This is a genomic window from Pseudomonas sp. G166 (assembly GCF_037027455.2).
In the GTDB taxonomy this organism is placed as follows: domain Bacteria; phylum Pseudomonadota; class Gammaproteobacteria; order Pseudomonadales; family Pseudomonadaceae; genus Aquipseudomonas.
On sequence record NZ_CP146985.1, the window covers coordinates 5,607,214 to 5,627,727 of the forward strand.

The following is a 20,514-nucleotide window of genomic DNA, read 5'->3' on the forward strand; positions in this document are numbered from 1 at the left end:
CTCTTTGCTTAACGCATCCAATCTTTGACCCAATCCATCACCGATTCGGCGGGATTCGTGCCGCCACAGGCCGCACCGGGTGGTGGTTCGCTGCCGCGAATATACGGCATCTGTACCGCGCCCGGGCAATTGGCATCGGAGCCTTGGCCTGTACGCGAATCGACCCAGGCCTGAACGATATTGTCCGGTTGCGGCATGTCCAGTGGCAACGGGTCGGCCTTGCGCATGAAACTGGTCCAGACCTGCAACGCGCCAGTGGCACCGGTGAACGGGGTCTTGCCGTTGTCATCACGCCCAAGCCAGACCACCGCCAGCAGATCCTGACTGAAACCGGCAAACCAACTGTCGCGCGAATCGTTACTGGTGCCGGTCTTGCCCGCCAGGTTCAGGGTCTTGGGCAACACGTTATAAACCGAGCTGCCGGTACCTTCACGCATGACCCGCTGCATGGCGCTCTGGATCAGATAAATAGAAGCCGGATCAAAACGCTGCTGGATCTGGAACGGATAACGCTTGAGCGGTTCGCCATCGGCGGTCAGCACACTGCGAATCCCGCGCATCGGCGTATTGAAACCGCCGTTGGCCAGCGTCTGGTACATGGCGGCCACTTCGATTGGCGTGAGGCCGCCAGCCCCCAGCAACATTGACGGGAAAGCCGGGAATTCGCGGCTTACCCCCAGGCGCGCCAGGGTCTTGAGCACGTTCGGGACGCCGACTTCCAACCCAAGGCGAGCCGTCGAGAGGTTGTAGGAATGCGCCAGGCCCTGGTACAGGAACACCGTACCGTGGGAGCGGCGATCATAGTTCTGCGGCTTCCAGACTTGGCCATCCGCGCCCTTGACCGAGAAGGTCTCGTCCGACAACCAACTGGTCAGCGTGTACTGGCTCGGTTTCTCCAGGGCGGTGAGGTACACCGCCGGCTTGATCAGGGAACCGATCGGCCGCACCGCATCCAGCGCCCGGTTGAAGCCAGCGAAGCTGGCCTGGCGGCTGCCGATCATGGCCTGGACTTCGCCGGTTTCCGGGTTGGTCACCACCATGGCGGCTTCAACTTCGTCGGCGCCCTTGCGCCCGCCCAGCCGCTTGAAGGTATCCTCGACCGACGCTTCGGCCTTCATCTGCAGGATCGGGTCGAAGCTGGTGAAAATGCGCAAGCCTTCTTCAGTCAAGTCTTCATCGCGGTAGTCTTCACGCAACTGGCGCTTGACCAGGTCCATGAAGCCAGGGAACGAACTGTCCGCCAGGCTGCCGCGTTTGGTCACGCCCAATGGCATCTTCTTCGCCGCTTCGACTTGCTCGGCGGTGGCCACGCCTTGTTGTTGCAGCAGGTCGAGAACCAGGTTGCGCCGCTCGAGGGCACGCTCCGGATTACGCCGCGGGTTGTAGGAAGAAGGTCCCTTGACCATGCCCACCAGCAACGCCACCTGATGCAGCTTGAGTTCGGACAACGGCTGGCTGAAGAAGAACTGGCTGGCGAGGCCGAAGCCGTGCACCGCCCGCTGACCGTCCTGGCCGATAAATACCTCGTTGAGGTAGGCCTCCAGGATCTCCTGCTTGTCGTAGTGCAACTCCAACAGCAACGCCATCATGGCTTCGGTGAGCTTGCGGGTGAGGCTGCGCTCGTTGGTCAGGTAGAAGTTCTTGACCAACTGCTGGGTCAAGGTACTGCCGCCCTGGCGCATATGGCCCGAGGACGTGTTGACCCAGATAGCCCGGGCAATCGACTTGGGCGAGACGCCGAAGTGATGATAGAAGTCGCGGTCTTCGACGGCGATCAGCGTATCGAGCAGGAACGGCGGCACCTGATCGATCTTGATCAGGATCCGGTCTTCAAGGTTCTTAGGATAGAGGCCACCAATGAGCAGCGGCTCGAGACGCACCACCGACAGGCTCGCATTGTTGGCGCCGGTCAGTGCAGCCACATAGTCGCCGGAGAAACGTACCCGCACCGGTTGCGCCTGTTCCATGCCCTCGTAGAACTGGAAACCGCGGGTATTGAGGTCGACGGTATTACCATTGATCGAGGCCGCACCCGGACCATTGGCCACGCTTTCACGGCGATAACCCAAGGCATCGAGCTCGGTCAGGAAATCATCCTTGCTCAGCTTTTGTCCGACGAACAGCTCCAGCGGCCTGGCGTAGACCTTGGCCGGGATCGTCCAGCGCTTGCCGGAGAACTTCTCCTGGACCACCGCATCGAGGTAGACCGCAAAACCGGCGAGCACGACAAGGCCCACCAGACTAAGTTTAAGGGCCCAGCCCAGCCAGGGCCGCAGACGGCTGGCGGGTGGTTTCTTGGGGGTACGGGAGGATCGGGTACGAGTCATGGCGGCGGATTATACGCACTTTGCTGCGGTTCAACATGAGCCCGACGAGGTTTGCGTTAACGCGGCTTGCGGCCATAATGACGGCCTTGAATTTTCCAGTCTCTGAAGGACCGCCCGTGAGCCAATCCCTGATCGCTGCCCTGCAAAACCCGGCCCTCTACCCGCATCCCGTCGAAGGGTTCCAGGTCATCGAAACTCATATTTCCTGGGTATTGCTCACCGGGCCTTACGCCTACAAATTCAAAAAGCCGGTGAATTTCGGCTTCCTCGATTTCACCAGCCTCGAGGCGCGCAAACATTTCTGTGGCGAAGAGCTGCGTCTGAACCAACGCCTGACCCAGGACCTGTACCTGGAAGTCCTGCCGATTACCGGCAGTGCCGAAGCACCCCAATTGGCAGGCGATGGCCCGGCCATCGAATACGCCCTGAAGATGCGTCAGTTCCCACAGAGCCAACTGCTCAGCACGCTACAAGCCAACGGCGAACTGACCACCGCGCACATCGACGAAATGGCCGTGCAGATCGCCCAGTTCCACCTCTCCACGCCTCAAGTGCCGGCTGAGAACGCTGCTGGTACTCCGGACAGCGTGATGGCTCCCGTGCGGCAGAACTTCGAGCAGATCCGCCCGTTCCTCAGCGACAAGGCTGACCTGTTGCAACTCGAAGCCCTGCAAGCCTGGGCCGAGAGCAGCTTTGATCGTCTCAAGCCGCTGTTCACCCAGCGCAAGGCCGAAGGCTTCATCCGCGAATGCCATGGCGATATCCACCTGGGTAACATCACGCTGATCGACGGCAAGGTGGTGATTTTCGACTGCATCGAATTCAACGAACCGTTCCGCTTCACCGACGTCTACGCCGACACCGCGTTCCTGGCGATGGACCTGGAGGACCGTGGCCTCAAGTCGCTGGCGCGGCGATTCGTCAGCCAATACCTGGAGCTGACCGGCGACTACCGGGGCCTGGAACTGCTGAACTTCTATAAAGCCTATCGCGCCCTGGTCCGCGCCAAGGTCGCGCTGTTCAGCATGCCGGCCGAAGCCGATCCAGTGCAGCGCGCCACCACCCTGCGCCAATACCGTAACTACGCCAACCTGGCCGAAAGCTACAGCACCATTCCGTCGCGCTTCCTGGCTATTACCCACGGTGTTTCGGCCGTCGGCAAAAGCCACGTTGCCATGCGCCTGGTGGAAGCGCTGGGGGCGATTCGCCTGCGTTCGGACGTAGAGCGCAAGCGCCTGTTCGGCGAGCAGCAAGTTCCCAATGATCCACAGGCCGGCATCTATAGCAGCGATGCCAGCAACACCACCTACGCCCGCCTGCACGAAATCGCCGACGTGATCCTGCGCGCCGGGTTCCCGGTGGTGGTCGATGCCACTTACCTCAAGCGTGACCAGCGCGACGCGGCAGCGAAAGTCGCCGAAGCCACGGGTGCACCGTTCCTGATCCTTGACTGCAACGCACCGCAAGCAGTCATCGAAGCCAGGCTGGCGCAGCGTCAGGCCGACCAGAAGGACCCTTCGGACGCGAACCTGGCCGTGATCGCGGCGCAACAGGCCAACCGCGAAGCTCTCACCCCGGCGGAAATCCTCTGCAGCAAACGGGTCCAGACCAACGAAAGCGGCACGCTCGATATCGTGGTCGCGCAGATCCGTCAACGCCTGCCAGGCCTGTAGGAATTATTTCGGTCGTGAAGCGATCCTCGGCTTCACGACCGCTAAATAGTGGCACTATACTGGCGTCATAAAACCAACAGGTGATATGAAATGAGCCTTCCCAAGCTTCTCAATACCCCGCTTTATGCCTTGCTGCGCAAAGACGATATCGCAGGTTTCAACAGTGAGCGCCCTCAAGGTCCGGTGGACATGCGCGGCGGCGATTTTCGCGGCCTCGATCTGCGGGAACTGAACGCCGACGACGTTGATTTCAGCGACGCTTACTTTCGCTCCGCCGACTTACGCGGCATCGATTTCCGCAAGTCGTCACTGGAAGGCGCGAGCTTGGCCCACGCGCAAATATCCGGCGCCTACTTTCCGCCTGAGCTGTCTGCCGACGAGATCCTGATGTCGATGAATTTCGGCACCCGCCTGCGCTACCGCACCCGCTGACACTGTGGAGAACGGGCTAGCCAATATGCCGCGAACCCACCACAGACCGAACTGAGCTCCAGCGCCCCCGCTCGCGCTGGACGATGCACCTTGCTGCATATTTCCCCTCTATCGTGCGTAATGCATTAGAAGCTTTTGCGTCGATTCACACCAAAGAATCACGCTTTTCCTACTGACCGCTACACTGCTCAGAAGCTTGCCCAATGCACCAGTCGGCCGTCGCAAGGAGGCTCGATGAATGATGAATTGCAACACCTGAAGAATCTGGGCAAGACATCAGCCCAGTGGCTGCACGCCGTCGGTATTCACAGTGCCTCGGATCTACGCCGGCTTGGTGCGGTAGACGCTTATCGGGCCGTGCGCACGCGCGGTTTCCGGGCTTCCAAGGTGTTGTTGTACGCCATCGAAGGCGCGTTGATGGATGTGCACTGGAACGATATCCCTGCCGAACGCAAGGAAGCCCTGAATAAGCAGCTGGACGCTATTTCAACGCGGCATAAAGCCTGACTGCCCCCTTGTTTTATCGAATGGCGTCATAACCGGTCAGGTTATTTCAGTGGATCGAAAAACAATGTTTGACATGGTAATGAGAATCGCTATGATTACCACATCCAGTCGCGAGACTGGTCGATATTTGAAAAGCCCTTGGTTCGGACTCTCAGATATCTCCTCATCAGGCTAATCACGGTTATTTGACCCGGCTTTTGCCGGGTCTTTTTTTGCCTGCAAAAAAACAGCTCCGACGCCACGCCATGGTAGGAGCTGCCGTGCAACGAGGCTGCGATCTTTCCGCCGTCAATTGAGTCAAGAGCGAAAGATCAAAATCAAAAGATCGCAGGCTCCTACGGGGTTTTGATGGATTCACGCATCTGTGCGCAGTAATCCTGAGGCGGCGTGGCCGGGGTGTACCACACGTAATCAGCCATGGTTGGTGTCACGTCGCTGCCCTCCTCGGCCAGCATCAAGACGATCGGAGCTTCGCTGGCGCCAAGATCCAGCGCATGCAGCGGTACGCCGACATCCTTTCGGCCATGCCAAGCGCCAGCGAACAACACCGCCGGTGTCGGCGCGCCCAGCAAACGTTCAGCCATGCGCCGGTCACGCTGCTGCTGGACGGCCAGCATCGCCGGCATTTGCGCTTCCGGCAGCAGGCCGCAGTGGGATTCGCGGATCTGCCCCAGCAGCTCATCCTTCACCGCCGCCGCATTCGTGCGTCCCCCGCTCAACGCCGGTGCTTGCCGGTAGAAGCGCTGGATCTCGACGGCATCCAGATTGGCCGCCAGCAAAGGGTAAGGTTGCGCCAGGGCGAACTCGACGACGGGTCCATACAGGCTCCAGTCCCAGCCCGGCGACCAGTCCAGTGCGCCAGGCAGATCCTTGGGCAAGGCGGGTAACTGGCGCAACGCTTCGACCCGCGGCTGCTGGGATGGGGTGAGCATTTCCAGCAACAAGCTGCCTTGGGCCCGCTGCCCGGCCAAGGTTTGCAGCAACCATAGCTGCAGGGCGTGGTGATCTCGATTGTCGTGCTGCTCGCCCACCACCAACCGCTGTGCCTTCGCCAAGCGCTCGACCAGCGCTTGCGGCGTAAGGGCCTGGCCATTGTGCAAATCACGGATCTGCCCACCGGCCGGCGGCGGTGCGATGCTCTGACAAGCCGTCAGGACACTCAATGCCAAAATCAGGATCAGCCGCACGTGTACATCCTCAAGACGCCCTCAACGGGCAATGATCAACGGATGCCCTCGCTCCGGATGGGGTTGCACCAGCACTTCCAGGCCAAACACGGCCTTGAGCGGTTCCGGGCGCAGCACCTGCTGCGGCGTGTCCAGGGCCACCGGCCGACCGGACGCGAGCAGCAACAGGCGATCACAGTAACGCGCCGCCAGGTTCAGGTCATGCAGGATCACCAGCACCGCAGCGCCACGATCGGCGAACTCGCGCACCGCCTGCAGGATGGTGTGCTGATGCAGCGGGTCGAGCATCGAGGTTGGCTCGTCCAGCAACAACGTTTGTCCCGCTTCACCCGGCCACAGTTGTGCCAATACCCGCGCCAGATGCACCCGCTGACGCTCGCCACCCGACAGGGCCAGATAACTGCGCCCGTGCAGATGCGTCGCGTCCGCGGCTTGCAACGCCAACTCGACGATTTGTCCATCACGCACGCGACCACTCTGATGCGGCAGGCGCCCCATGCCGACCACCTCCTCGACACGAAAGGCAAAATCCAGGGTCGAAGATTGCGGCAACACCGCCAGGCGACGGGCACGCTCGGCGCCCTCCCACTGACTCAGAGGTCGATCATCGAGCAAAACCTGCCCCTGGGCCGGGCGTAATTCGCCGCAGAGCCCCGCCAGCAAGGTACTTTTACCCGCACCGTTAGGCCCAAGCACGCCGAGCACTTCGCCGGGATGAAGGACCAGGTCGACCGCCGCCAGCACGGCTTTTCGACCACGTTGAATGTGCAGGTTCTGCGCTTGCAACATCAGGCGCGCCCTCGCAGCAGCAAATAAAGAAAGAAAGGCGCCCCGATAAAGGCCGTGACGATACCGATCGGCAACTCCGCCGGCGCCAATGCCAAGCGCGCCACCAAGTCGGCCAACAACAGCAGGCTTGCCCCTGCCAGCACTGACGCCGGCAGCAGTACCCGATGGTCGGGGCCAGCCACCAGACGCACCAGATGCGGCACCACCAAACCGACAAAACCGATCATGCCCGCTGCCGCCACCGCCGCGCCAACACCCAGAGCGGTACAGAACACCAGTTCACGCTTGAGGCCTTCGACGTCGATGCCCAGATGGGCCGCCTCGGATTCCCCCAACAGCAGCGCATTGAGCGCCCGAGCCCGACGTGGCAACCATAGCGCCACGCCAGCGCTGACCAGCAGCAATGGCCACAGCCGTGCATAGCTGGCCCCATTGAGACTGCCCAGGTTCCAGAACGTCAGTGTGCGCAGGGTCGCGTCGTCCGCCAGGTAGGTGAACAGGCCGACCGCCGAACCGGACAGCGCCGTCAGGGCAATACCGGCCAGGAGCATGGTCGCGACATGGGTCTGGCCATTACGTCGGCCGAGGCGATAGACCAGCGCCGTGACCCCAAGCCCACCAAGAAACGCACACAACGACAACACATAAGGGCCGAAAGCTTCGGGCAACCCGCCCAACGCTGAACCCGCGACAATCGCGAAAGCCGCGCCCAGCGCCGCGCCGCTGGACACGCCCACCAGCCCCGGGTCGGCCAGCGGGTTGCGGAACAGGCCTTGCATCGCCACACCGGACAACGCCAGCACCCCACCCACCGCCAGCCCGAGCAAAGTGCGCGGCAAACGAATCTGGCCAAGGATCAGTTCGGCCTGCTCCAAACCCTCGGCGCTCACCGGCAACCCCAACAGGCGCAAAGCCGCGCGCGCGGTGTCGAACAGCGGCAAACTCACCGGCCCCAAGGCCAGGGACAACCAGATTGCCAACAGGCACAGCGCGCTCAAGCCGATGAATAAGGACCGCGGCTTGACCACCGGCCTCATGGTGCCTTGGCCGGTGCGGTCGGATAGAACCCATCCGTCAGTTCCACCAGGCTTTGCGGTAGCCGCGGCCCCAGCCCACCCACCAGCAGCGTCGGGTCCAGCTCCATGACTCGCCCATCCCTGGCCGCCCGGGTCGAGGCAAGGATCGGGTTGTCCTTGAACAACGCCGCGCGGGCCTCTTCCCCCTTCAAGGCGCGGTCGGCGAAGACCAGCACTTCAGGATTCAGGCCGGCGAGGTTTTCCATGGAAAATGGCTTGTAACCGTTGTGAGTCGCCAGGTTATGACCACCGGCCTGCTGCAACAGCCAGTCGGCGGCGGTGCCCTTGCCGGCAACCAGGGGTTTGCCACCCGCGCCCCCGACCAACAGCAAAACCCCTGGAGCCTTTTGCTTGAGCTGGATTTCACTCACCCGGGCGTTTTGTTGAGCGAGCTGCTGCTGATAACGCTCGAACAGCCGCGCAGCCAGGGCCTCGCTGCCCAGCAATTGACCCAGGTGCCGCAGATTGCCTTGCAGGGTCGGCAGGTCCGGCGTGGCCGAGAACAGTTCGACTTGTACCCCGGCGCTGCGAACCTGCGCCAGGACCGGTGGTGGCCCCATTTCTTCGGTGCCCACCAGAATCTGCGGGCGCAGGCTCAGCACACCCTCCGCCGACAGCTGTCGCTGATAACCGATACTGGGCAGGGCCCGCAAGGACTCGGGATGCTGGCTGGTGGTATCCACCCCCACCAGTTTCGACTCGCCACCCAACGCACTGACCCACTCCGACAAGGCGCCGCCGACGCTGACCCAGCGTTGCGGCAAATCGGCCGCAGCGACTCCCTGGTTGGCCAGCAGTGCGATACAGAGCGCAACAATGCGGATATTCAGGCGCATCAGGCCGTTTCCTCAAAGAAGTTGTTCGCAGGACCGGGCATGGATTCGCCAGGCCAAGTATCCTCAGTCACCTGCGCAGGAGCGGCCATTTGATAATTGTTTTCATTTGACCGTCAAGCATGAACCTTTTGCCATACGAAACCTTGTGGGAGTGAGCTTGCTCACGATAGCGGCGTGTCAGTCACTGAGATGTTGAATGTGTCGTCGTCATCGCGAGCAAGCTCGCTCCCATAACGGGTTCACTCCGACAAATATCGAGACACACATGAAGTTTCTTTGTACCGCCACCCAATTGCCCGACAACGGCAGTCGCGGTTTCGACATCGATGGGCGCAAGGTGCTGGCCGTGCGCCGCGCGGGCCAGGTTTATGCGTACCTTAACCGCTGCCCGCATCGCGGCGTGCCGCTGGAATGGCAACCCGACCAGTTTCTCGACCCCAGCGCCAGTCTGATCCAGTGCGCCACCCACGGCGCACTGTTTCTGATCGAGAGCGGAGAATGCGTGGCCGGTCCCTGCGCCGGTCAGTTCCTTGCTGCGTTAGACAGCAGGGAGGATGAGCAAGGCATCTGGGTGGCACTGTAGCGGTTCGAGCTGCACCGGCAACGAATGGGCCACCCACATCTCATCCGGCGTCAGCGTGACCCCATAGGCCAGCACCTCCACCCCGGCCGCCACCGCATCGTGCAAGGCGGCCGCATACACTGGGTCGATTTCCTGCGCCGGGCGTACCGCGTCAATGCCACTCAGGTTCACGCAATACAGCTGCACCGCCCGCACGCCCTCGCGGGCCAGGCAAGCGAGTTCGCGCAGATGCTTGGCCCCACGTAGGGTCACCGCATCGGGAAATGCCGCGACGTTCGTGCCATCGAAACCCAGTGTGACGCTTTTGACTTCGACCCAGGCCGAGCTGTTTTCGTAGTCCAGCCTGAAATCGATCCGACTGTTTTCCTGACCATAAGCCACTTCACGCTTTAGCCCGGTAAACCCGTTCAGTTCGCTGATGACCTCGGCCCGCAGGGCCTCTTCGATCAAGGCATTGGCCCGCGCGGTATTGATGCAGGCCAAGCGCCCCTGAGGGGTTTCGCCGATTTCCCAGGTACCGGGCAGCTTGCGCTTGGGGTCGCTGGACCGACTGAACCAGACACGTGCGCCCGGCGCCATGCAATTGAGCATCGAACCAGTGTTCGGGCAATGAATGGTCAGCAATTCGCCATGAACGGTCTCGATATCGGCGAGAAAACGCTTATAACGTCGAATCAGCCGACCTTCTTCCAAAGCAGGGGAAAAACGCATCAGCCTTGCCAACTCCGCAGTCCACGTGCGATTCGCTCCACCGCTTCCTGTAGCCGCGGCAGGCTCTGGGTGTAGGCAAAACGTACATGATGGCCGGCCTGATAGCGGCCGAAATCCAGACCCGGCGTAAACGCCACGTGTTCGGTTTCCAGGAAATGCTGGCAGAACGCGAAGGCATCACCGCCGAACGCGCTGATATCGGCGTAGAGATAAAACGCCCCTTGCGGCTCCACCGCGATACCGAAGCCCAGTTCACGCAAGGCTGGCAGCAGAAAGTCGCGGCGCAGCGCGAACTCGGCCCGACGCTGCTCGAAGATCGCGATGGTGGCGGGTTCGAAACAGGCCAGCGCCGCGTACTGGGCCATGCTCGGCGCACTGATGTAGAGATTCTGCGCGAGTTTTTCCAGCTCGCCGACGGCTGCCGAAGGCGCCACCAGCCAGCCCAGCCGCCAGCCGGTCATGCCGAAATACTTGGAAAAACTGTTCAGGACAAAGGCATCGTCGTCGACTTCCAGCACGCTGGCGGCGTCGGTGCCATAGGTCAAGCCGTGGTAGATCTCATCCACCACCAGATGACCATTGTGCCGCTTGATTGCCTTGGACAACCCGGCCAACTCGTCTCGGGAGAGGATCGTCCCAGTCGGGTTGGCCGGCGACGCCACCAACGCGCCGACGCTGTCCTGGTCCCAATGGCGGTCCACCAACTCCGGAGTCAGCTGGTAACGCACCTCAGGGCCTACCGGCACCAATTGCGCCGCGCCCTCTACCAACCGCAGGAAATGACGGTTGCACGGATAGCCAGGGTCGGCCAACAGCCAATGCTTGCCCGGGTCCACCAGCAACGCGCTGGCCAGCAGCAACGCACCGGACCCGCCCGGGGTGACCAGGATGCGCCGCGGATCGATGTCCACGCCGTAGCGCTGGGCGTAGAAACCGGCGATAGCCTCGCGCAACTCAGGAATGCCACGGGCGGCGGTGTAACGGGTCTTGCCCGACGCCAGCGCCGCCTGGCCGGCCTGGATGATCGGCTCAGCCGTGGTGAAATCCGGCTCGCCGATCTCCAGGTGAATGACGTCGTGCCCCGCAGCCTGCAATTCATTGGCACGGGCCAGCAACGCCATCACATGAAAAGGTTCGATAGCGCGGCTGCGCGCACTGTAGGGCTGAGCCATTGGCCTTCCTTACGTAAGAAAAAGAACCGATTCTACCCAACTCAGGAACCCGTGCGGGAACGAGCGCGAACCTGAAGCGGTCAGAGCCCTCGGATTGCAGGAAATGACTCCGGCGATTGGCCCAGGCTTGACTAGAATCAAGCATTGAGCAGGTTTACATCCGCACCGAACCGAACCCGACCACGCTTTGCAAAGTCCCCGGCCGCTGCAGGCTCGACAACCGGGAGTAGCGCGGCCCGATTTGATCTGGTAAGTTCGCCCGCTTGCAGCCGCAGGGCCGGCAGGTGTCGGTGATGGAGCAATCCTGCGTAGTGGATTACAAGAGTAGAGGCGGTCCATTCATGCCCACCCAAGCAAAGCAAAATCAAAATCAGACGCTCAGCGGGTTTGAGCCTTACGTCCCGCAAGCTGGCGAAGAGTACATGGGCGCCCCCATGCGCGCGCACTTCACCAAGATCCTGAATAAGTGGAAACAGGACTTGATGCAGGAAGTCGACCGCACCGTGGATCACATGAAAGACGAAGCGGCCAACTTCCCTGACCCGGCCGACCGTGCCAGCCAGGAAGAGGAATTCAGCCTCGAACTGCGCGCCCGTGATCGTGAGCGCAAGCTCATCAAGAAAATCGACAAGACCCTGCAACTGATCGAAGACGAAGAATACGGTTGGTGCGAGTCCTGTGGCGTCGAGATCGGCGTCAAGCGGCTGGAAGCCCGTCCGACCGCCGACATGTGTGTCGACTGCAAGACCCTGGCGGAAATCAAGGAAAAACAGGTCGGCAAGTAATTGCCCCGGCTGTAACGAAAACGGAGCGTTCACACGCTCCGTTTTTTGTTTCTGGCACCCTCTGTACGCCCAATACCCTTTTGGGAACGAGCTTGCTCGCAATGACGGCGGCATATTCAATACGGGTGCAAGCTGACCCACCGCTATCGCGAGCAAGCTCGCTCCCACAGGGATCAGGTTTCGTCAGCAAGCGCTATATCCCTACCGCTCAGACTCAGTAACATTCTCCCCATGACTGCCACCGCCCCCTACATCGGCCGCTTCGCCCCCACACCCAGCGGCCACCTGCACTTCGGTTCACTGGTCGCCGCGCTGGCGTCGTACCTGGATGCCCGGGCGGTGGGAGGGCGCTGGTTGTTGCGCATGGAAGACCTCGACCCGCCCCGGGAAGAACCTGGCGCGCAAACGGCGATTTTGAAGGCACTGGAAAGCTACGGGTTTGAATGGGATGGCGAGATGGTCCGCCAGAGCGAGCGCCATGAGGCCTACGACCAAGTCATCAACCGACTGCTCAGCCAGGGCCTGGCCTATGCGTGCACCTGCTCGCGCAAACAGCTGGAGGCGTACCACGGCATCTACCCGGGGCTGTGCCGCAACGCCGGGCATGGCGCTGAAAACGCCGCCATTCGCCTACGTGTCCCTGAACTCGAATACCACTTCACCGACCGCGTACAGGGCCAGTTCCGCCAGCACCTGGGACGTGAGGTCGGTGACTTCGTGATTCGCCGTCGCGACGGGCTCTACGCTTATCAGCTGGCGGTAGTACTGGACGACGCCTGGCAAGGGGTGACCGATATCGTGCGCGGTGCCGACCTGCTGGATTCCACGCCACGCCAACTCTACCTGCAAGAGCTGCTCGGGCTGCCGCAACCGCGTTACCTGCACGTGCCGTTGATCACCCAACCCGACGGGCACAAACTGAGCAAGTCCTATCGCTCGCCACCGCTGGCGGCTGATCAGGCCTCGCCATTGTTGTTGCGGGCCCTGCGCGCGCTGGGCCAGCAACCGGGCCCTGAGCTGGTCGATGCCAGCCCACCGCAATTGCTCGAGTGGGGTATTCGCCACTGGGATGTAGCAAAGATCCCGCGCACACTGAGCCTGCCCGAAGCGCAAATACGTTGACGGGCCTTGCAGCTTGGCGCCCATCCGTTACCATCGCCGCACGTTTTCGGGCACGCGCATAAATAAGAGAGGCCGGGATGTATATCTATCGCTTGGTCCTGCTCCTGGTAGTGGGGATTTATCTGTTCTCCCCGGCCATCATGGATTGGTGGATCGATGCCACGGGTGCCTGGTATCGGCCGTACCTGCTCTGGCTGATCCTGATCGTCGTGACCTTCATCCTGCAGAGCCAAAAAGATGCCGATGAGCTTTAGCCTGACCCAGATGGTCCTGATCAGCGCAGCCTACCTGGCTGTACTGTTCGGCGTGGCCTGGATCAGCGAACGGGGCATGATTCCCCGGGCGATCATCCGCCACCCGCTGACCTACACCCTGTCGTTGGGTGTCTATGCCAGCGCATGGGCGTTCTATGGCACCGTCGGGCTGGCCTATCAGTACGGCTATGGTTTCCTGTCCAGTTACCTCGGTGTCTCGGGCGCGTTCCTGCTCGCACCCGTGTTGCTCTACCCGATCCTGAAAATCACCCGCACCTATCAACTGTCGTCCCTGGCCGACCTGTTCGCCTTTCGTTTCCGCAGTACCTGGGCCGGCGCGCTGACCACCATCTTCATGCTGGTCGGCGTGTTGCCGCTGCTGGCCCTGCAAATTCAGGCCGTGGCCGATTCCATCGGCATCCTGACCCGAGAGCCGGTGCAGCACCGCGTGGCACTGAGCTTCTGCGTATTGATCATCCTGTTCACGATTTTCTTCGGTTCCCGGCACATCGCCACACGGGAGAAACACGAAGGTCTGGTGTTCGCCATTGCCTTCGAATCGGTGATCAAGCTGATCGCCATCGGTGGTGTCGGGCTCTATGCCCTGTACGGCGTGTTCGATGGCCCGCAACAGCTGGAAGTGTGGCTGCTGCAGAACCAGACAGCCCTGGCCGCCCTGCACACACCCTTGCAGGAAGGCCCATGGCGCACGCTGTTGCTGGTGTTCTTCGCTTCGGCAATCGTGATGCCGCACATGTACCACATGACCTTTACCGAAAACCTCAACCCGCGTTCGCTGGTCAGCGCGAGCTGGGGGCTGCCGCTGTTCCTGCTGCTGATGAGCCTAGCGGTACCGCTGATCCTGTGGGCGGGCTTGAAGCTGGGGGCCAACACCAATCCAGAGTATTTCACCCTGGGCATCGGCATCGCCGCCAACAGCAAGGCCCTGGCATTGCTGGCTTATGTCGGCGGTCTGTCGGCGGCCAGTGGCCTGATCATCGTCACCACGCTGGCGCTGTCGGGGATGGCCCTCAACCATTTGGTGCTGCCGCTCTATCAGCCGCCGGCGGAAGGCAATATCTACCGTTGGTTGAAATGGACCCGTCGCGCACTGATCGTCGCGATCATCATGGCCGGCTACGGTTTCTACCTGATGCTCGGCGAAGGCCAGGACCTGGCCAACCTGGGCATCGTCGCCTTCGTCGCCACCCTGCAGTTCCTGCCCGGCGTGCTGTCGGTGCTGTATTGGCCGACCGCCAACCGCCGCGGCTTTATCGCCGGTTTGCTGGCAGGGATCCTGGTGTGGCTGGTAGCCATGCTGTTACCGCTGCTGGGCAACTTGCAGGGTTTCTATATTCCGCTGCTGAACATGATCTATGTGCTCGACGACACCAGTTGGCACATGGCAGCCATCGCCTCGCTGGCGGCGAACGTGCTGATGTTCACCCTGATTTCACTGTTCACCAACGCCAGCAGCGAAGAAGCCAGCGCCGCCGAAGCCTGTGCCGTAGACAACGTCCGCCGCCCGCAGCGCCGAGAGCTTCACGCTGCCTCGCCCCAGGAGTTCGCCACACAGCTGGCCAAGCCCCTGGGCGCCAAGGCCGCGCAAAAGGAAGTCGAACAGGCCCTGCGCGACCTCTATCTGCCCTTCGATGAGCGCCGTCCCTATGCCTTGCGTCGCCTGCGGGACCGCATCGAAGCCAACCTGTCCGGCCTGATGGGCCCCAGCGTGGCCCAGGATATGGTCGAGACATTCTTGCCCTACAAGGCCGGTGGCGAGAACTACGTCACTGAAGATATCCACTTCATCGAAAGCCGCCTCGAGGACTATCACTCGCGCCTCACCGGCCTGGCCGCCGAGCTGGACGCTCTGCGCCGTTATCATCGCCAGACCTTGCAGGAGTTGCCGATGGGCGTGTGCTCCCTGGCCAAGGATCAGGAAATCCTGATGTGGAACAAAGCCATGGAAGAGCTGACCGGGATCGCCGCCCAGCGCGTGGTCGGCTCCCGCCTGAGTACCTTGGGCGAGCCGTGGAAAGGCCTGCTGCAGGGTTTCATCGACCTGCCGGACGAGCACCTGCACAAACAGCACCTGGCCCTCGACGGCCAGACCCGCTGGCTGAACCTGCACAAGGCCGCGATCGACGAGCCGCTGGCGCCGGGTAACAGCGGCCTGGTGCTGCTGGTGGAAGACCTGACCGACACCCAGATGCTCGAAGACAAGCTGGTCCACTCCGAACGGCTGGCGAGCATTGGCCGACTGGCCGCCGGGGTGGCCCACGAGATCGGCAACCCGATCACCGGCATCGCCTGCCTGGCGCAGAACCTGCGCGAAGAGCGCGAGGACGACGGCGAACTGACGGAAATCAGTGGCCAGATCCTCGAACAGACCAAGCGCGTGTCGCGCATCGTCCAGTCGCTGATGAGCTTCGCCCATGCCGGCGGTCACCAGCATAATGATGAGCCCGTCTGTCTGGCCGAAGTGGCCCAGGATGCCATTGGTCTGCTGGCACTGAACCGGCGCAATTTCGAAGTGCAATTCTTCAACCTGTGCGACCCGGATCATTGGGTCGATGGCGACCCCCAGCGGCTCGCCCAGGTGTTGATCAACCTGCTATCCAACGCGCGGGACGCCTCACCGGCCGGCAGCGCGGTGCGGGTCAAGAGCGAAGCCTTCGAACACACGGTCGACCTGATCGTCGAGGACGAAGGCAGCGGTATCCCACAGAACATCATGGACCGATTGTTCGAACCTTTCTTCACCACCAAGGATCCTGGCGAAGGCACCGGTCTGGGCCTCGCACTGGTCTATTCCATCGTTGAAGAGCATTATGGACAAATCACCATCGACAGCCCGGCCGATGTACAAAGCCAACGCGGCACCCGTATCCGGGTGACCTTGCCGCGTCATGTCGAAGCGACGTCCGCTGTGAACTGAGACCGTCGAGAGAATCGAATCAATGCCGCACATTTTGATCGTCGAAGACGAAACAATTATCCGCTCCGCCTTGCGCCGCCTGCTGGAACGCAACCAGTACCAGGTCAGCGAAGCCGGTTCAGTGCAGGAAGCACAAGAGCGTTTCAGCATCCCAACGTTTGACCTGATCGTCAGCGACCTGCGCCTGCCTGGCGCTCCCGGCACCGAGCTGATCAAGCTCGGCCAGGGCACGCCGGTACTGATCATGACCAGTTACGCCAGCCTGCGCTCGGCGGTCGACTCCATGAAAATGGGCGCCGTGGACTACATCGCCAAACCGTTCGACCACGACGAGATGCTCCAGGCCGTGGCCCGTATCCTGCGCGATCGACAGACAGCAGCCGGCACTACGTCGGAGCCCGCGGGCAAGACTTCCGCCGCGGCGAAAGCCGGCGCCAGCAACCATAACGGCGAAATCGGTATCATCGGTTCCTGCCCGCCCATGCAGGACCTGTACAGCAAGATCCGCAAAGTGGCGCCGACCGACTCCAATGTCCTGATCCAAGGCGAGTCCGGTACCGGTAAGGAACTGGTAGCCCGCGCCCTGCATAACCTCTCTCGCCGAGCCAAGGCGCCGATGATCTCGGTGAACTGCGCGGCGATCCCGGAAAGCCTGATCGAGTCCGAGCTGTTCGGTCACGAGAAAGGCGCGTTCACCGGCGCCAGCGCCGGGCGTGCCGGATTAGTGGAAGCGGCGGACGGTGGCACACTGTTCCTCGACGAAATCGGCGAACTGCCGCTGGAAGCCCAAGCGCGTTTGCTGCGTGTGCTGCAGGAAGGCGAGATCCGCCGAGTCGGGTCGGTACAGTCGCAGAAAGTCGACGTACGCCTGATCGCGGCGACCCACCGTGACCTCAAGAGCCTGGCCAAGATCGGCCAGTTCCGCGAAGACCTGTATTACCGCCTGCACGTCATCGCCTTGAAACTGCCGCCCCTGCGCGAGCGCGGCGCGGACGTCAACGAAATCGCCCAGGCGTTCCTCGCCCGCCAGAGCGCGCGGGTCAACCGCACCGACCTCAAGTTCGCCCCGGACGCCGAACAGGCCATTCGTCATTACGCCTGGCCGGGTAACGTTCGAGAGCTGGAAAACGCGGTCGAGCGGGCAGTGATCCTGTGTGAAAGCCCGGAAATCTCTGCGGACCTGCTGGGCATCGACATCGAACTGAGTGACCTGGACGACGAAGAGTTCATCGGCCTGGCCCCACAACAAGGCGGCGCTGCCAACAACACCAGCCACGAGCCTACCGAAGACCTGTCCCTGGAGGACTACTTCCAGCATTTCGTCCTCGAACATCAGGATCACATGACCGAGACCGAGCTGGCCCGCAAGCTCGGCGTGAGCCGCAAGTGCCTGTGGGAACGCCGCCAGCGCCTGGGCATCCCACGGCGCAAGACCGGGGTAGCAAGCGAAAGCTGATTTGTGGGAGCGCGCTTGCTCACCCCACAGGAGGAACGGCTCGAATAGCCATGAATGTGAAAAAACTGTTACCTCAGCTTTTTCACGTAACAGAAGCCGGGGTTTACGGTAACGAAACCCCGGCTTTTTTTCGGCCTGAAAAAACCACTCTATCCTTAGAACCCCCGGTTTCCGGGGTTTAGCAAAAGTTGGCACGCCCCCTGCTATAGCGTTGGTACAAGAACAATAACAAGCAATGCAAAAGACAATAAAAATAAGACGAATCGACTCACGCACAATAAAAACAAGACGGCGAGAGGCGCAGCTAACTGATTCTTTTGGAGAGGCGTTGTATTTGGGGCTTGCCCCACAACCAGGCCGAGAACAATAAAAACTGTCTCAAGACAGGTGCCTGAACTGGTTGGATCGATTGATCACTGCAACACAGCGACCAAAGCAATCCGTTTGCTCTTGACTCCCGATTGGGAGGGTCACGAAGGAAAAAACCTTGTGGCGCGGGCACTCAACAAAAACAAGAAGCCCGAAATCAATAATAAAAATAGAGCACGTAACTAATTCTGGGGGAGCTTCGGCTCCCCTTGTGGTTTCTGTCATTCCCTTCCTTGAAGCCTACAGAGCTTGTCGCTTGAAGCTTGCAGCTCAAAACTGCTCCGTCCTACACCATCCCTCGACTAAATGCTAGAATCCCCGCCCATCATGCGGTCATTCTTCGTTTTTGGCCGAATATTCCTTCAAACAGTGCATCCCATGCTGAAGAAGCTGTTCCAGTCATTCCGTTCCCCCTTGCGTCGTACGCAACACATTCGCAGCACGCCTGAAGTGCTCAACAGCAGCCAGCATTCGCTGCAAAAGGCCCAGTTCAGCCGTTATGCGGTGAACATCGTCGAACGCCTGCAGAACGCCGGTTACCAGGCTTACCTGGTCGGTGGTTGCGTGCGCGACATGCTGCTCAACATCACGCCCAAGGATTTCGACGTCGCCACCAGCGCCACGCCGGAACAGATACGGGCCGAATTTCGCAACGCACGGATCATTGGCCGGCGCTTCAAGCTGGTCCACATCCACTTCGGTCGCGAAATCATCGAAGTGGCGACATTCCGCGCCAACCACCCGCAAAACGATGACGAAGAAGACAGCAACCAATCTTCTCGCAATGAGAGCGGGCGCATCCTGCGCGATAACGTCTACGGTACGCTGGAAGAAGACGCGCAACGCCGCGACTTCACCATCAATGCCTTGTATTACGATCCGGTCAGCGAGCGCATCCTCGATTACGCCAACGGCGTACATGACATCCGCAATCGCTTGATCCGCCTGATTGGCGACCCTAAACAACGCTACCAGGAAGACCCGGTACGGATGCTGCGGGCCGTGCGTTTCGCCGCCAAGCTGGATTTCGGCATCGAAAAGCACAGCGCCTTGCCGATTCGCGAATTGGCCCCGATGCTGCGGGAAATTCCTTCGGCTCGCCTGTTTGAAGAGGTGCTCAAGCTGTTCCTGTCGGGCAACGCGGCGGACACCTTCGAGATGCTGGTGGACCTGCAACTGTTCGACCCGCTGTTCCCCGCCAGTGCCGAGGCGCTGGAGCACAACCCGACGTACACCCACACCCTGATCAGCGAAGCGCTGATCAACACCGACCTGCGCATCAAGCAGAACAAGCCGGTAACCCCGGCCTTCCTGTTTGCCGCCCTGCTCTGGCCTGCTCTGCCGGCCCGGGTACTGCGCCTGCAGGAACGTGGCATGCCGCCGATCCCGGCAATGCAGGAAGCCGCCCACGAGCTGATCAGCGAACAATGCCAGCGCATCGCGATTCCAAAACGCTTCACGATGCCGATCCGCGAGATCTGGGACATGCAGGAACGCCTGCCACGGCGCAGCGGCAAACGTGCCGACCTGTTGCTGGACAACCCACGTTTCCGTGCCGGCTACGACTTCCTGCTGTTACGCGAAAGCGCCGGCGAACAGACCGATGGCCTGGGTGAATGGTGGACCGATTACCAGGACGCCAACGAGAGCGAGCGTCGCGACATGATTCGCGAGCTCAGCGGCAAGGATGACGGGGCCACCGGCCCGCGCAAGCGGCGGCGCAGCAGTGGCGCCAAGCGTAAGCGCGCCGGTGTGCCGAGCGCTTCGGGCGAGTGATCGATGGAGCGCATCTACATCGGCATGGGCAGCAATCTGGCCGAACCCGCTGAACAATTGCGCAGTGCCGTCCAGGCGCTGGCGCAATTGCCCGATACCCAGCTGGTAGGCGTTTCAGCGTTCTACCAGAGTGATTCCCTGTTGCCCGGCCAGCCACGCTACACCAATGCGGTGGCTGCGCTGGACAGCCGGCTGGCGCCGCTGGACTTGCTCGATGCGCTGCAAGCCATCGAAACCGGGCAAGGCCGCGAACGCCTGGAACGCTGGGGGCCGCGCACGCTGGACCTGGACATTCTGCTGTTTGGCGACCATCTGATCGACGTACCCCGTCTCAAGGTCCCGCACTACCACATGCAGGCGCGCGCCTTCGTACTCTACCCCCTCGCAGAACTGGCCCCCGCTAACCTGCGCCTGGCCGATGGACGCCTGCTCGAGGACCTGCTTGCGGCGTGCCCGTTTGTCGGCTTGGAACGCCTGCCGCCTAACTGATGCAAGCCCCCTGTGGGAGCGGCTTGCTCACG

At 61.4% G+C, this 20,514-nt stretch carries 18 protein-coding genes; 11 read left to right on the top strand and 7 right to left on the bottom strand.

Annotated elements, in window-relative coordinates; genetic code table 11:
• Nucleotides 1–8 precede the first annotated feature (8 nt).
• Nucleotides 9–2,327: a penicillin-binding protein 1B gene (mrcB, locus tag SGN16_RS24800; RefSeq protein ID WP_210640940.1), complete on the bottom strand. Its 2,319-nt coding sequence runs from the start codon at nt 2,325–2,327 to the stop codon at nt 9–11.
• Between the two features lie 116 nt (nt 2,328–2,443).
• Here mrcB and SGN16_RS24805 point away from each other — a divergent pair, with 116 nt between their 5' ends.
• The 3 genes from SGN16_RS24805 to SGN16_RS24815 all read left to right on the top strand — a co-directional run bounded on the left by SGN16_RS24805 (nt 2,444) and on the right by SGN16_RS24815 (nt 4,939).
• Nucleotides 2,444–4,000: a bifunctional aminoglycoside phosphotransferase/ATP-binding protein gene (locus SGN16_RS24805; protein WP_335946013.1), complete on the top strand. Its 1,557-nt coding sequence runs from the start codon at nt 2,444–2,446 to the stop codon at nt 3,998–4,000.
• Between the two features lie 90 nt (nt 4,001–4,090).
• Nucleotides 4,091–4,432 (top strand): pentapeptide repeat-containing protein, encoded by a 342-nt coding sequence (locus SGN16_RS24810; RefSeq protein ID WP_063324353.1) that lies wholly within the window; start codon nt 4,091–4,093, stop codon nt 4,430–4,432.
• Between the two features lie 234 nt (nt 4,433–4,666).
• On the top strand, nt 4,667–4,939 hold the full coding sequence (locus tag SGN16_RS24815) for a TfoX/Sxy family protein (RefSeq protein WP_003205623.1): 273 nt from the start codon (nt 4,667–4,669) through the stop codon (nt 4,937–4,939).
• Nucleotides 4,940–5,274: 335 nt separating this feature from the next.
• Here SGN16_RS24815 and SGN16_RS24820 read toward each other — a convergent pair whose 3' ends face one another.
• Genes SGN16_RS24820 through SGN16_RS24835 form a run of 4 tightly spaced genes read right to left on the bottom strand, consistent with a single transcriptional unit; the run spans nt 5,275 to nt 8,827 of the window.
• Nucleotides 5,275–6,126 (bottom strand): ChaN family lipoprotein, encoded by an 852-nt coding sequence (locus SGN16_RS24820; RefSeq protein WP_335946014.1) that lies wholly within the window; start codon nt 6,124–6,126, stop codon nt 5,275–5,277.
• A gap of 21 nt (nt 6,127–6,147) precedes the next feature.
• The gene (locus SGN16_RS24825; protein WP_210640948.1) at nt 6,148–6,915 is read right to left on the bottom strand and encodes a heme ABC transporter ATP-binding protein; all 768 of its coding nucleotides are present in this window, start codon (nt 6,913–6,915) and stop codon (nt 6,148–6,150) included.
• Nucleotides 6,915–7,898: an iron ABC transporter permease gene (locus SGN16_RS24830; RefSeq protein WP_210645418.1), complete on the bottom strand. Its 984-nt coding sequence runs from the start codon at nt 7,896–7,898 to the stop codon at nt 6,915–6,917. The genes SGN16_RS24825 and SGN16_RS24830 overlap by 1 nt, the downstream gene beginning before the upstream one ends.
• Before the next feature lie 50 nt (nt 7,899–7,948).
• Nucleotides 7,949–8,827, bottom strand: a complete 879-nt coding sequence (locus SGN16_RS24835) for an ABC transporter substrate-binding protein (protein WP_335946015.1) — start codon at nt 8,825–8,827, stop codon at nt 7,949–7,951.
• Nucleotides 8,828–9,092: 265 nt separating this feature from the next.
• Between SGN16_RS24835 and SGN16_RS24840 the strand changes: the two genes are divergently transcribed.
• Nucleotides 9,093–9,410, top strand: a complete 318-nt coding sequence (locus SGN16_RS24840) for a Rieske (2Fe-2S) protein (RefSeq protein ID WP_335946016.1) — start codon at nt 9,093–9,095, stop codon at nt 9,408–9,410.
• Here the strand turns inward: SGN16_RS24840 and sfsA are convergent.
• On the bottom strand, nt 9,366–10,121 hold the full coding sequence (gene sfsA / locus SGN16_RS24845; RefSeq protein WP_335946017.1) for a DNA/RNA nuclease SfsA: 756 nt from the start codon (nt 10,119–10,121) through the stop codon (nt 9,366–9,368). The two genes, SGN16_RS24840 and sfsA, sit on opposite strands and share 45 nt — an antisense overlap.
• Complete coding sequence (locus SGN16_RS24850) at nt 10,121–11,293, bottom strand: pyridoxal phosphate-dependent aminotransferase (protein ID WP_335946018.1); 1,173 nt, start codon at nt 11,291–11,293, stop codon at nt 10,121–10,123. Before SGN16_RS24850 ends, sfsA begins: the two co-directional genes overlap by 1 nt.
• A gap of 341 nt (nt 11,294–11,634) precedes the next feature.
• On the opposite strand from SGN16_RS24850, the gene dksA reads away from it, so the two are divergent.
• The 7 genes from dksA (at nt 11,635) to folK (ending at nt 20,482) form a co-directional block, all read left to right on the top strand.
• Nucleotides 11,635–12,078: an RNA polymerase-binding protein DksA gene (dksA, locus tag SGN16_RS24855; protein WP_186709115.1), complete on the top strand. Its 444-nt coding sequence runs from the start codon at nt 11,635–11,637 to the stop codon at nt 12,076–12,078.
• 231 nt (nt 12,079–12,309) lie between these two features.
• A complete protein-coding gene (gene gluQRS / locus SGN16_RS24860; RefSeq protein ID WP_335946019.1) occupies nt 12,310–13,200 on the top strand; it encodes a tRNA glutamyl-Q(34) synthetase GluQRS in 891 nt (296 codons plus the stop codon).
• Between the two features lie 77 nt (nt 13,201–13,277).
• Nucleotides 13,278–13,454 carry a hypothetical protein gene (locus tag SGN16_RS24865; protein ID WP_003176118.1) on the top strand — a complete coding sequence of 59 codons (177 nt, stop codon included), beginning with the start codon at nt 13,278–13,280 and terminating at the stop codon, nt 13,452–13,454.
• Nucleotides 13,438–16,392 (top strand): sensor histidine kinase, encoded by a 2,955-nt coding sequence (locus tag SGN16_RS24870; RefSeq protein ID WP_210640958.1) that lies wholly within the window; start codon nt 13,438–13,440, stop codon nt 16,390–16,392. The genes SGN16_RS24865 and SGN16_RS24870 overlap by 17 nt, the downstream gene beginning before the upstream one ends.
• Before the next feature lie 22 nt (nt 16,393–16,414).
• Complete coding sequence (locus SGN16_RS24875; protein WP_335946020.1) at nt 16,415–17,848, top strand: sigma-54 dependent transcriptional regulator; 1,434 nt, start codon at nt 16,415–16,417, stop codon at nt 17,846–17,848.
• 747 nt (nt 17,849–18,595) lie between these two features.
• A complete protein-coding gene (locus SGN16_RS24880) occupies nt 18,596–19,993 on the top strand; it encodes a polynucleotide adenylyltransferase PcnB (RefSeq protein ID WP_335946021.1) in 1,398 nt (465 codons plus the stop codon).
• A 3-nt stretch (nt 19,994–19,996) separates the two neighbouring features.
• Nucleotides 19,997–20,482, top strand: coding sequence for a 2-amino-4-hydroxy-6-hydroxymethyldihydropteridine diphosphokinase (gene folK / locus SGN16_RS24885; protein WP_335946022.1), 486 nt, complete (start codon nt 19,997–19,999; stop codon nt 20,480–20,482).
• Nucleotides 20,483–20,514 lie beyond the last annotated feature (32 nt).